This is a genomic window from Azoarcus olearius (assembly GCF_001682385.1).
Classification (GTDB): Bacteria; Pseudomonadota; Gammaproteobacteria; order Burkholderiales; family Rhodocyclaceae; genus Azoarcus; species Azoarcus olearius.
This window is the reverse complement of sequence record NZ_CP016210.1, coordinates 3,576,751-3,588,746: the sequence shown is the minus strand read 5'-3', so window position 1 is coordinate 3,588,746 and position 11,996 is coordinate 3,576,751. Positions and strand designations below refer to the sequence as shown.

The following is an 11,996-nucleotide window of genomic DNA, read 5'->3' as shown; positions in this document are numbered from 1 at the left end:
GACCACCCCCTGCCAGGCAACAAGTCAAAGTCTGACGACCATAGCGTCTTGGTACCACCCCTTCCCATCCCGAACAGGACCGTGAAACAAGACCGCGCCGATGATAGTGAGCCCGCGCTCGTGAAAGTAGGTCATCGTCAGACTAACTACAAAAAAAAGCCCGCACGATCTATCGTGCGGGCTTTTTTTATTGGAGAAAAGACCGCTCCACGAGCAGCGCGCGCTCCTTGCTCGATAGCCTGAACGCGGAGTTTTCGGCCCGCAGCCGAAATAGGGATGAACGGCGACAACCGGGGGTCGATATGACGCAGGGAGTCTTCGGTTAATCTCCCTGCGTGGATTGAAACGGCGGGTGTTCGAGCGCGTCCGACGATGCAGGAGCCTTCCCCGTCTCCCCTTAACGGGCGGGTATAAGAAGCTCTGCCTCGCCTTCAACGACGACCTGGCCTCCTGCCGTACATACTGTGGTGAATACGGCCCGGCGCCGTTCGGGCTTCAGTTCTTTCACTTGCACTCGCGCCACCACCGTATCGCCGACCTTCACCGGAGCACGAAACTTGAGTTGCTGACTCAGGTAGATGCATCCAGGGCCTGGGAGCTTGGTGCCGAATACCGCAGAAATATAGGCTCCGGCGAGCATTCCGTGGGCGATCCGCCCGCCAAACATGGTGCTCGCGGCAAACTCCGCGTCCAGGTGCACCGGATTGGTGTCTCCTGACAGTCCCGCAAACCCCCCAATATCCGCCTCCGTGACAGTGCGGGACAAGGAAGCCTCCATTCCCACCGCAAGGTCCTCGAACCGGAGTCCATAAAGAGCACTGAAGTCACGCGTGTTTTCGGTCATGGCTACCTCGTAGGAGAGTGTGATACAGGCGATGCATCTGTACTGGATGTGTGATAGCGATAATACAAAGATATAATAAAATCTATGTTAAACAGTATGTTGCGCCGTTTATCTAAAGTTCAATCGATTCCAGATGGGTGTTGTTCGTGAAGAGTTTAACGCTCGCTGTAACCCCGTTGGGGTAAGGTTGAAAGCCTCCCGGGGGAGCCTGATGCTCCTTCGGTAGTCCATCGGAGTATCGGGGATTCCCATGTTGAAGGTCTTCAGCCATTACCTGCCGTCCCATACGGTACAGCAGATTCTGTTCGACGCGCTGCTCTTGTTCGTGGCTGTGCTGTTGGCCGTCTTCATGCAGTTGCAGACCGAGATTATTGAATGGCGGGTGCTGGTTCCATCCGCGATGTTCTTTGCTCTGTCCATGGTAGTGCTCAACACCGCGATGGGGCTTTATCGCTCCGCGGTGCGCGAGTCGCAGCGGGGCGCTGTGGCCCGAGTCGTGCTCTCGGTCGTTGTCAGTGTCCCGGTGGCCTACGGGGTGTTCAGCGTGCTGCCGTGGGTCGAGCCGTCAAATGTTTCGGTGCAGATATCCGTCCTGGTTCTGCTCGGGTTCGTCTTGGTGATGCGTGGGCTGGTTAACCGCAGGCAAGCGTCGGCGCTGTTTGCACCCCGTGTATTGATCATCGGAACGGGCGGTGAGGCAGCTGCGGTCCAGCAGGCGCTTACCCACCCTGTTCAGAGCGGCATGGAGATTGTGGGTTTCTATTCGCCGGAGAAGGAGGGCGAGGTCTGCGTTGATTCGGGGCGACTGCTGCGGGGGAGCAACCTTCTGGACGTTGTCCGCCGCCACCGTGTTAGCGAGATCATCGTCGCGGTCAAGGAGCGTCGGGGGGGCGTCCTGCCGCTGAGGGAACTGTTGGATTGCAAGGTAGCGGGCGTCAGGATTCTCGACCTTTCGTCCTTCTTCGAGCGGGTGCAAGGGCAGGTTCGAATCGACTCGCTCCGGGCCAGTTGGCTTATCTACGGCGACGGTTTTCGGCAGGGTTTGGCCCGTACGGTGGTCAAGCGTTTCTTTGACATCGTGGTGGCCGTCGTCCTGCTGGCGCTGGCGCTGCCGCTGATGCTCTGCACCGCTATCCTGATTTTGCTGGAGGACGGCGCCCCGATCTTCTACCGGCAGGAACGCGTGGGGCTCGGGGGGCGGGTTTTCAAGGTCATCAAGTTCCGCAGCATGCGGCGGGACGCTGAAAAGGACGGTAAGCCACGCTGGGCGAGTTCCAACGACGATCGCGCGACGCGAATCGGCAGGCTCATCCGTAAGCTCCGGATCGATGAGCTTCCTCAACTGCTCAATGTCTTGGTTGGCGACATGAGCCTGGTCGGGCCGCGTCCCGAGCGTCCTTTCTTTGTCGATCAGTTGGCGGCACAGATCCCGTTCTACGGTGTGCGCCATTGCGTAAAGCCGGGGGTGACCGGCTGGGCTCAGGTTCGCTATCAGTACGGCGCGTCGATCGACGACGCCGTGCAGAAGTTGCAATACGACCTTTACTACGTGAAGAACCACACGCTGGTCTTGGATACTCTGGTGCTGTTTGAGACCGTGCGGGTAGTCCTCACGGGTGAGGGCGCGCACTGAAGGCCGGAGGGCGGCCTTTCAGCGCCAACGATGCCGATCCAGCCGCGGTGGCGCCTTGGGCGCCGCTTGCGCTTTAGATGAGGTTGTTGAGTGGACGTCGCCAGTTGGGGCTACGGGGCCGCATCGCTCGCGTATTGCCTGTTCGGACTCTACTTCTTCGTTGCTTGGCAAGGAGGGCGAGCGGGAGGGGCGCTGCTCTTTGTGATCGGCGTGTCGTTCGGCTGGGCGATTGCATGCGTCGCGGCCGCGCGGGTGCCCCATCCCGGGCTCCAGTTGCTTGCCGCGCTGATGGACGTCGCGCGCGGCGGCGGTTGGTTTGTCTTCCTCGTCGTCCTGCTGCAACCGCTGGGTGGTGGGCGGATCATCTGGCCTCGGGTGGCGGCGACGTCGGTGGTCATCGCCCAGACTGCGTCGCTACTGATGTTGGCGTTTGGTTCAGACGAGGGAAGCGCTACCCGCGCTGTCATCGCGGCGTCGCTTGCCAATGCGGTGCTGGGTCTTGTTCTCGTCGAACAGCTCTACCGAGGGATTCCGGCCGTCTCGAGATGGGCGTTGAAGCCGCTGTGTCTCGCGCTCGGGGCAAGCTACATCTTTGAACTTTACCTGTTTGCAGACGGCTTCCTGTTCGGGCGGCTGGATCAGGACCTCTGGTCGGTGCGGGGTGTCGCGCACGCATTGGTGCTTCCACTGGTGGCGCTCTCCGCCACGCGCAATCCCGCGTGGACCTTGCGGATGGCGGTGTCCCGGGAAATGGCGTTCCATTCCACCGCGTTGGCGGTCTCCGGCATGTATCTGCTCGTCATTGCCGCGGCGGGATACTACGTTCGCTATTTCGGAGGCGACTGGGGGCGCGCGCTTCAGCTCACCCTGTTCTTTGCCGGTTTGCTGCTGCTGGGCGTGCTGCTTTTTTCCGGCGCCCAGCGTGCCCGGCTTCGGGTTTTTCTCAGCAAGCACCTGTTCTCCTACCGCTACGATTACCGCATCGAGTGGCTGCGGTTCACGCAGGCGCTGGCCACCGTCGAAGGGCAACTGGATCTGGGGCAGTCGGTGATCCGTGCGCTGGGTGACCTTGTCGAAAGTCCGGGTGGCAGCCTGTGGTTGCGGGATAGCGAAGACCGCTTCGTGATGCGTTCCCACTTCAATCACGCCCAGTGCGATGCCGCGGAGCCGGCCGGTTCCACGCTTTGCCAGTTCCTCGACGAGCGGGAGTGGGTCATCAATCTCGAGGAGTACCGCAGCAGCCCTACGCTCTACCGCGGCCTGCAGTTGCCCGAGTGGCTTTCGGTGCTTCCCGATGCTTGGCTGATCATTCCGTTGAAGAGCGCGAATCACCTCGTGGGTTTTGTCGTTCTCGCATCACCGCGCGCACGTTTCGATATCGACTGGGAGGTCCTGGACCTGCTGAAAACGGCGCAGAGACAGGCGGCGAGCTACCTCGCCCGTATGCTGACGGCGGAGGCCTTGCTCGAGGCGCGGAAGTTCGAGTCCTTCAATCGGATGTCGGCCTTCGTCGTACATGATCTGAAAAATCTGGTTGCACAATTGTCGCTGATGATCAAGAACGCCGAACGGCACGGGCACAAGCCGGAATTTCAGGCCGATATGCTGGAAACCGTGAAGCACGTCGAGGGCCGGATGCGCGGCCTGATGACGCAACTTCAGGAAAAGCGGTCTATTGATCCAGCAAAATCGGTCAATGTGCCCAGTCTTCTGGCTTCCGTTGCTCGTCTCGGGCAGGTGGCAGGTTGCGAAGTGACGATTGCCGACGATACTTCCGGAACGAGTACGGTGCAGGCCCATCCGGAGCGGCTCGAGCGGGTGTTGGGGCACCTCGTGCAGAACGCTGTTGATGCAATGCCAGACGGTGGTAAGGTGGCAATACAAATACATAGACCGCGCCCGGGAAAGGTCGCGGTTTCAATCGTCGACAATGGCTGTGGCATGCCGGCCGACTTCATTCGCGACCGCCTGTCCAAGCCGTTTCAGTCAACGAAGAAGAGCGGAATGGGGATCGGCGTGTATGAGGCACGCCAGTATCTAAGGGAGATCGGCGGCTCCTTGAGTTATGACAGCGAGGTCGGACGGGGAACCCGTGCAGAGATAGAGCTGCCGGAAACCGTCAGGGGCTCGGTTTCGGGGGGTGCCGAAGTGGAGTTTGATGATGTCTGAGAAGCAACGGCTCCTGCTGATCGTCGAGGACGATCCCGCGCTGCAGAAACAGATGCGGTGGGCATTCGACGGTTTTGAAACCGTGGTGGCCGACGATCGGGAGTCAGCAATCGCCCAGTTGAGGCGATACGAACCCGCGGTTGTGACGATGGACCTCGGCTTGCCGCCTGAGCCCGACGCTACGACCGAGGGCTTCAACCTGTTGGGGGAAATGCTCGCGCTCGCGCCTGACACCAAGGTGATTGTCCTTACGGGGCAGCACGACCGAGAAAACGCTGTCCGGGCCGTGGGCATGGGGGCCTACGACTTCTTCGCGAAACCGTTCGAGCCGGAACTGCTCGCGTTGACGATAGATCGCGCGTTCCGACTTCACGACCTGCAACTCGAGAACGCCCGTTTGAGGGCCTCCCAGGGTACGGCCCTCGCCGGCCTGGTGACGCGCGACGTGGTGATGCTGAAGGTGTGCCGTACGGTAGAGAAGGTTGCCAACGCGGCGGTGACGGTTGCGTTGCTCGGCGAAAGCGGTACCGGCAAGGAGGTTCTCGCCCGTGGGCTGCACGCCTTGTCCCCTCGCGCCAAGGAGCGTTTCGTTGCCATCAACTGCGCCGCGATTCCCGACAACCTGCTGGAGAGCGAACTCTTCGGCTACGAAAAGGGGGCTTTCACCGGTGCGGTGAAGCAGACCCTGGGCAAAATCGAAACCGCCCATAAGGGAACACTGTTCCTCGACGAAATCGGCGACCTGCCGATGCCGCTTCAGGCGAAGCTGCTCCGCTTCCTGCAGGAACGGGTGATCGAACGGATTGGCGGGCGCGAGGAAATTCCGGTGGACGTCCGCATCGTATGTGCCACTCACCGGGACCTGAAGGCGCAGATCCGGGAAGGGCTCTTTCGCGAAGACCTGTACTACCGCTTGGCAGAGATCGTCATCGACATTCCACCGCTGCGCGACCGCGAAGGCGACGCAGTCCTGCTTGCGCATGCGTTCGTCCAACGTTTCGCACGCGAAAACGGCCGGGGGTCGATGGCTCTTACCGAAGATGCCATCGCCGCGATCGAGGCCCACCCCTGGCCCGGCAACGTGCGGGAACTCGAGAACTGCCTGAAGCGCGCCGTGATCATGGCCGATGGCAACCGGATTACAGCGGAGGACCTGGGGCTCAGTTCCGCCGAAGACGACGCGGAGCATCTGAACCTGCGGCAGATCCGGGACGAGGCGGAACGCAAGGCAGTCGTCCGCGTGCTTGCCAGGACGAATGGAAATATCGCGCGCGCTGCCGAAGTCCTCGGCATCAGCCGACCCTCCCTGTACGACCTCATGAATCGCTTTGGCCTCAAGAAGGAGAACTGATGTTGCCAAAACCGCGTTTCCGTCCCGAAGGCCTCGGCGCCGGCGGCAAGCGAGCCCTCGCGGCAATCGGCGCTGCGCTGCTGGTTTCAGCCTGCAGCCCCAGTCCCGAGTCGATGATCGACTCGGCGAAGTCTTATCTGGCCAAGAACGATCTCAATGCCGCCAGCATCCAGCTGAAGAACGCCCTGCAGGATAACGGCAACCTCGCCGAGGCCCGGTTTCTGTTGGGTCAGGTGAATCTTCGGCAGGGCAACGTCGCCGGGGCCGTGAAGGAGTTGCAGCGCGCGGCCGAACTGGGCTATCCCGCCGTCGAAACCACACCCCTTCTGGCGCGCGCCCTCGTGCTCTCCGGCGAGCACGACCGCGTCATCAAATCCTATGCATCGGCTCAACTCGACTCACCGCAGGCGCAGGCCAAGCTGGCCGCTGCGTTGGGCGGCGCCTATCTTGGCAAGGGTGATCTTGCCGCCGCGCGACGTGCGTTCGAGGCCGCGCTGAACCTGGATGCGGAAGAGTCGGATGCGCGGGTCGGACTGGCCCGCACCAAACTGGCCGGCGGCGCTGTGGCAGAAGCTCGGGCGGATGCCGAGGCGGCGCTCGCCCGCGATGCGAAGAGCGCTGAAGCCTATATCGTTCTCGCCGACGCCGCGCTGATGGAAGGACGGCCCGCCGACGCTGCGAAGGCGCTTGAGTCCGCGCTCCAGCAGCGGCCTGACAACGTCGGTTATCACTTCGCGCTGATCTCGCTGCTTTTCCGGCAGGACGACGGCGACGCCGCGGCGGCCAAACTTGCCCGTATGGCCGAGGTGGCGCCGAACCATCCGTTCACCCGTTACCTGCAGGCGTTCCACAAGTACCGCAAAAACCAGCTCAAGGAAGCGCGCGATGACGTAATGCTGGCCCTGAAGAGTGCGCCGGACTTCCTGCCAGCGCACCTTCTGGCCGGTACCGTCCTGATGCGACTCAACGACAACGAGCAGGCCCGCTCGCACCTCAACAAAGTGCTCGAACGCGCACCCAACCAGGCCCTCGCCCGCCGGCTGCTGGTCGCGTCCTATCTGTCTTCCGGCCAGGCGGCCAGGGCGATGGAGGCTTTGCAGCCCCTGCTGAGCGAAGCCAACCCGGACGCCGGGCTGCTGTCGCTCGCGGGGCAGGTGTATATGGCAAGCGGCGATGCCGACAAAGCGGAGACCTTCTTCGCCCGGCTCACGACGCTTGCGCCTGAGAGCGCCCAGGCGCGCGCCCAGCTTGGGGCCGCCCGTTTTGCCACCGGCGCTGCCGATCGGGCATTCGACGACCTCGAGGCCGCATCGGCGCTCGATCCGGCGAATGCGCGCGCGGACGTGGCCCTGGTGCTCGCCTACCTGGGGCGGCGGCAGTTCGCGGAAGCCCTCGCCGCACACGCGAAGCTGGAAGCGAAGCAACCGGACAACCCCCAGACCCACAACCTGAAAGGTGTTGTGCTGGCGGGTGCGAACGACCCTGCCAAGGCCCGGGCGGCGTTTGAAAAGGCACTCGAACTGAAGCCCGATTTCCTTCCGGCGGTGGCCAACCTGATTCGTCTCGACCTTGCCGACAAGAAGCCGGACGCCGCGCGGGCGCGTATGGAGAAGGCCATGCAGGCGGCGCCGAAGAACGCCGACGTGCTTCTCGCCTACGCCGAATTGCAGAACACGCTGGGCGACCCGTCCGAGGCTGTTGCGGCGACGATCGAGCAGGCGATCAAGATCGACCCCAATGCGCTGGCGCCTCAACTCGCACTGGTCCGCTATCACCTTCAGAAGCGCGAGGCGGCGACGGCGCTCCCGTTGGTGCAGAAGCTGGCGGCTGCCCACCCCAATAATCCCCAGGTTCTCGATGTCCTTGGCCGCAGTCTGGTTGCCACCGGTGACCTGCAGCAGGCGGTAAATGTCTTCACCCGGCTGATCGCACAGCAACCGCAGGCTGCGGGGCCGCTGGTAACGCTTGCCGATGCGCATCGCCTGCGCAAGGACAACACCTCGGCCGAGCAGGCGCTGCGTAAGGCGCTCGACATTCAACCCAACCTGCTGGAGGCGCAGCAGCGTCTCATCGCGCTGCTGGTCGAGCGCAAGGCCGGCAGGGAAGCATTGGCCCTGGCCAAAACGGTGCAGAAGCAGCGCGCGAGCTCGTCGATCGGCTATGTCCTCGAGGGCGACATCCAGTACGCCGGCGAGAAATGGAACGATGCGGTGCTTGCCTACAAGCATGGGTTGGAGCGTGAAAAGACCGGCGAAGGCGTGCGCAAGGTCCATACCGCGTTGCTGAAAGCCGGCAAGCGCGGAGAGGCGGACAAGCTCGCCGCCGACTGGCTGCGTGGGGAGCCCAAGGACACGGTCATGCGGGGCTATCTGTCCGAGTTCGCGCTGTCCGAAAAGCGTTATCAGGACGCCTTGGGGCACTTGCAGGTCCTGCACGAGCAAATGCCCAAGAATCCCTTGGTCATGAACAACCTGGCCTGGACCGCCAGTCAGGTGGATGGTGCGCTGGCCTTGAAGTACGCCGACGAAGCCCTCGCGCTTGCGCCGGATAACGCCGCCGTTCTCGACACGGTCGGGATGATCCAGGTGGAGCACGGCCAACCCGACAAGGGACTTCCGTATCTCGTCCGCGCGGTCGGACTCGCCCCCGACGCTGCCCCGCTGCGATTCAACCTCGCGCGAGCGTATGTAAAGGTCGGGCGCAAGGATGACGCGCGCAAGGAACTCGACATCCTGATGCCGAAGTTGCAGCAGGGGACGCCGCTGTACGGTGAGGCGACCACGTTGATGAAGAGTCTCTAACTACACCGGATTTTGTTTCGATCAAGGAAGCGTCTCATGACAACCATTGCTGTCATCGGCCTGGGCTATGTAGGGCTGCCGCTTGCGGTAGCGTTCGGCAAACAGTTCCGGACGATCGGGTTCGACCTCTCCGCCGAGAAGGTCGCCGCGTACAAGGATTTCATCGATCCCACCGGTGAAGTGTCCAGTGAAGAACTCAAGGCCGCGGAGCATCTCAGCTGCCATACCGACCCGGCTGTCCTGCGCGAGGCGGATTTCGTCATCGTCGCGGTGCCCACTCCGGTCGACGAGGCCCACAACCCCGATTTCACACCGCTGGTGAAGTCTTCCGAGACGGTCGGCCGCAACCTCAAGCCGGGTGCGATCGTCGTCTACGAATCCACGGTTTACCCCGGGGCGACCGAGGAGGTCTGCATTCCCATCCTCGAGCGGGAATCCGGCCTCAAGTGGAAGGAAGGTTTCTTCGTGGGCTACTCGCCCGAACGGATCAACCCGGGCGACAAGGAACGCACCGTCACCAAGATCGTGAAGGTCGTATCGGGCGATACGCCCGAGACCCTGGCGACGGTGGAACGGGTGTATGGCGCCGTAATCACCGCAGGGGTGTATCCGGCAAGCTCGATCAAGGTGGCCGAAGCCGCTAAGGTTATCGAGAACACCCAGCGCGACCTCAACATCGCGCTGATGAATGAACTGGCGGTCATCTTCCACAAGATCGGCATCGACACCCTTGAAGTGCTGAAGGCAGCTGGCACGAAGTGGAACTTCCTGCCCTTCCGCCCCGGTCTGGTCGGCGGTCATTGCATCGGCGTCGATCCTTACTATCTGACCTACAAGGCCGACATGCTCGGCTATCACCCGCAGGTCATCCTTGCCGGACGTCGGATCAATGACGGGATGGGCAAGTATGTGGCCGAGCAGACGGTGAAGCAGATGATCGCCGCGGGCTCCAGCATCAAGGGGGCGAAGGTGGTCGTTCTCGGCCTGACCTTCAAGGAAAACTGCCCTGACCTGCGCAACAGCAAGGTCATCGATGTCATCCGCGAATTGCAGAGCTATGGCTGCGACGTGATCGTCCACGACCCGGTCGCCGCTGCCGCCGAGGCGGTGCACGAATACGGCGTCGACCTCGTCGCATGGGACGCGCTGCCGACCGCGGAAGCCGTTGTGGCGGCTGTCTCGCATCGCGAGTACCTGGACATGCCGCTTGCGCAGATGCTGGGCAAGCTGAAGCCGGGAGGCGTGTTTGTCGACGTGAAGTCGGCCTACGACCCTGCCCAACTCACAGCCGCAGGCGCGCGGCTGTGGCGTCTGTAAGACGGCCGCGCTGATGAAACCGCGCCCGCCTCTGCCGCTTGCCCGCCGGCATGCGCTGGCGGGCCTGATCGTCGCGTGTACAGCCGCCGCACAGCCGGCGGCTGGCGCGGAAACCGGCCCCGCAGCCTCCGCCCGCCAAGGGCGCTACCTCGTCGAACAGGCACTGGCCTACGAGCACGGCGAAGGGGTGAGGCGCGACCCGGAGCACGCGGCGGTGTTGTATTGCGAAGCCGCCCGCCTCGGCGACGCAGAAGCGATGTACTCGCTGGGCTGGATGTACGCCAATGGGCGCGGCTTGGCGCGAAACGACGGCTACGCAGGGACGCTGTTCGCGATGGCCGCGTTTCTCGGCAACGAGCACGCGGGCAAGTTGATGCGTTACACCGGCTACAGCGGGGCGGTACCCGATTGTCTCCATCCGCCGCGTGACAGCATGCTGGATGACTGGCGTGCCGACGAGGCCATCGCCGCGATGTCGCCAGAACGGCAAAGGGTGGCACGCTTGCTGGTTGAGCATGCGCCACGGTTCGGCATCCGACCGCGCTTCGCGCTCGCGATCGCGCTGGCCGAGTCCAATCTCAACCCCAATGCGGTGTCGCCGAAGAACGCGATGGGCGTGATGCAGCTCATTCCGGAAACGGCGGAACGCTTCCAGGTGCGCAAGCCCTTCGACGCCGAAGAAAACATCAAAGGCGGCCTGGCCTATCTCCGCTGGCTGCTGGCTTACTTTCGTGGCGACATCGCGCTCGCCGCCGCCGCCTATAACGCCGGCGAGGGCAATGTCGACAAGTACCGCGGCGTTCCACCGTTCCGCGAGACCCAGCGTTATGTGGAGCGCATTCTCGCGTTTGTCCGCACGCGCCAACACCCGTTTGATACCCGCGTTGTCGACGCCAGCCCGATGATCCAGGCGGTGCCGCCGCTGCCGGGGCGCGGCTCATGATGCCGCTGCACATCGGAACGGTCAGGCGCTTTCTCACCTCGGCGCTGGCGGTCCTGCTCTGCGCACTCACTGTCGCACCGGTCGCACATGCCGATCTGGCAGACCTGCTTCCGCGGATCAAGCCATCGGTGGTGGCGATCGGAACGTACCAGCGCACCCGCAGCCCTGCTTTTCGTTTCCTTGGCACCGGCTTCGTCGTGGGCAACGGCCGCACGGTGGCGACCAATGCTCACGTGATACCCGACACGCTCGCGACGGACCAGCTGGAAGCCCTGGTGGTGGTATTGCCGGGTCAGGAGCCCGGCCAGACTGCCCGCCAGGCCACCCGGATCGCGACCGACCGCAATCATGACCTCGCGTTGTTGCGCCTAGAGGGCGAGCAGCGATTGCCGGCATTGCCGTTGGGCGAGGCGGAAGTGCGGGAGGGGCAGCAGATCGCCTTCACCGGCTTTCCCATCGGCAACGCGCTGGGTGTCACGCCGGTCACACACCGCGGCATCATCGCCGCCATCACGCCGATCGGCATTCCGCAGGGCAACGCGCGGGATCTCAACCCCACCCTCGTACGCCGGCTGGGCGGAGGCGCATTTCTGGTCTACCAACTGGACGCCACCGCCTATCCCGGCAACAGCGGAAGCCCGCTGTTCGATCCGAACACCGGGACGGTCATCGGCATCGTCAATATGGTGTTCGTCAAATCGACCAAGGAAAGCGTGTTGAGCGATCCCTCGGGGATCAGCTATGCGATTCCGGTGGAACACTTGCGGGCGCTGCTGGCGGGCGCGCCCTGAGGGCTGGGGCATGCGGGGGAGTGGCCTCGCCAGCAGGAATCGAACCTGCATCTCAGACTTAGGAGGTCCGTGTTCTATCCATTGAACTATGGCGAGGACGCGGGGCGCATTCTAGCCGCTCGGCAGCGCATGACCAAGCGCAAGCGC

Annotated in this window: 8 protein-coding genes, 1 tRNA gene and 1 rRNA gene; 8 read left to right on the top strand and 2 right to left on the bottom strand. The window is 63.0% G+C overall.

The genetic code is table 11. The features are described from left to right. Positions 1 to 30 precede the first annotated feature (30 nt). Positions 31 to 143 (top strand): 5S ribosomal RNA (gene rrf, locus dqs_RS16410). Between the two features lie 254 nt (positions 144 to 397). Here rrf and dqs_RS16405 read toward each other — a convergent pair. After that, positions 398 to 844: a MaoC family dehydratase gene (locus dqs_RS16405; protein ID WP_011766919.1), complete on the bottom strand. Its 447-nt coding sequence runs from the start codon at positions 842 to 844 to the stop codon at positions 398 to 400. Positions 845 to 1,094: 250 nt separating this feature from the next. Between dqs_RS16405 and dqs_RS16400 the strand changes: the two genes are divergently transcribed. The 7 genes from dqs_RS16400 (at position 1,095) to dqs_RS16370 (ending at position 11,849) form a co-directional block, all read left to right on the top strand. After that, a complete protein-coding gene (locus dqs_RS16400; RefSeq protein ID WP_065341162.1) occupies positions 1,095 to 2,477 on the top strand; it encodes a TIGR03013 family XrtA/PEP-CTERM system glycosyltransferase in 1,383 nt (460 codons plus the stop codon). Positions 2,478 to 2,567: 90 nt separating this feature from the next. Continuing rightward, entirely contained in the window at positions 2,568 to 4,646 is a 2,079-nt protein-coding gene (gene prsK, locus dqs_RS16395) for an XrtA/PEP-CTERM system histidine kinase PrsK (protein WP_065341161.1), read from the top strand. Next, a complete protein-coding gene (gene prsR / locus dqs_RS16390) occupies positions 4,639 to 5,997 on the top strand; it encodes a PEP-CTERM-box response regulator transcription factor (RefSeq protein ID WP_041642750.1) in 1,359 nt (452 codons plus the stop codon). The genes prsK and prsR overlap by 8 nt, the downstream gene beginning before the upstream one ends. Further along, positions 5,997 to 8,798 carry an XrtA/PEP-CTERM system TPR-repeat protein PrsT gene (gene prsT / locus dqs_RS16385; protein ID WP_065341160.1) on the top strand — a complete coding sequence of 934 codons (2,802 nt, stop codon included), beginning with the start codon at positions 5,997 to 5,999 and terminating at the stop codon, positions 8,796 to 8,798. The genes prsR and prsT overlap by 1 nt, the downstream gene beginning before the upstream one ends. Before the next feature lie 36 nt (positions 8,799 to 8,834). Further along, on the top strand, positions 8,835 to 10,115 hold the full coding sequence (locus tag dqs_RS16380; protein WP_065341159.1) for a nucleotide sugar dehydrogenase: 1,281 nt from the start codon (positions 8,835 to 8,837) through the stop codon (positions 10,113 to 10,115). Positions 10,116 to 10,128: 13 nt separating this feature from the next. Next, complete coding sequence (locus tag dqs_RS16375) at positions 10,129 to 11,058, top strand: transglycosylase SLT domain-containing protein (RefSeq protein ID WP_157108206.1); 930 nt, start codon at positions 10,129 to 10,131, stop codon at positions 11,056 to 11,058. Further along, positions 11,055 to 11,849 (top strand): S1C family serine protease, encoded by a 795-nt coding sequence (locus tag dqs_RS16370; protein ID WP_065341158.1) that lies wholly within the window; start codon positions 11,055 to 11,057, stop codon positions 11,847 to 11,849. The genes dqs_RS16375 and dqs_RS16370 overlap by 4 nt, the downstream gene beginning before the upstream one ends. 21 nt (positions 11,850 to 11,870) lie before the next feature. Here the strand turns inward: dqs_RS16370 and dqs_RS16365 are convergent. Further along, positions 11,871 to 11,945 (bottom strand) — tRNA-Arg (locus dqs_RS16365). Between the last annotated feature and the right edge of the window lie 51 nt (positions 11,946 to 11,996).

Coding starts and splice junctions, on each gene's coding strand:
- dqs_RS16405 (WP_011766919.1), bottom strand. CDS start 844: ATGACCGAAAACACGCGTGACTTCAGTGCTCTTTATGGACTCCGGTTC.
- dqs_RS16400 (WP_065341162.1), top strand. CDS start 1,095: ATGTTGAAGGTCTTCAGCCATTACCTGCCGTCCCATACGGTACAGCAG.
- prsR (WP_041642750.1), top strand. CDS start 4,639: ATGTCTGAGAAGCAACGGCTCCTGCTGATCGTCGAGGACGATCCCGCG.
- prsT (WP_065341160.1), top strand. CDS start 5,997: ATGTTGCCAAAACCGCGTTTCCGTCCCGAAGGCCTCGGCGCCGGCGGC.
- dqs_RS16380 (WP_065341159.1), top strand. CDS start 8,835: ATGACAACCATTGCTGTCATCGGCCTGGGCTATGTAGGGCTGCCGCTT.
- dqs_RS16375 (WP_157108206.1), top strand. CDS start 10,129: ATGAAACCGCGCCCGCCTCTGCCGCTTGCCCGCCGGCATGCGCTGGCG.
- dqs_RS16370 (WP_065341158.1), top strand. CDS start 11,055: ATGATGCCGCTGCACATCGGAACGGTCAGGCGCTTTCTCACCTCGGCG.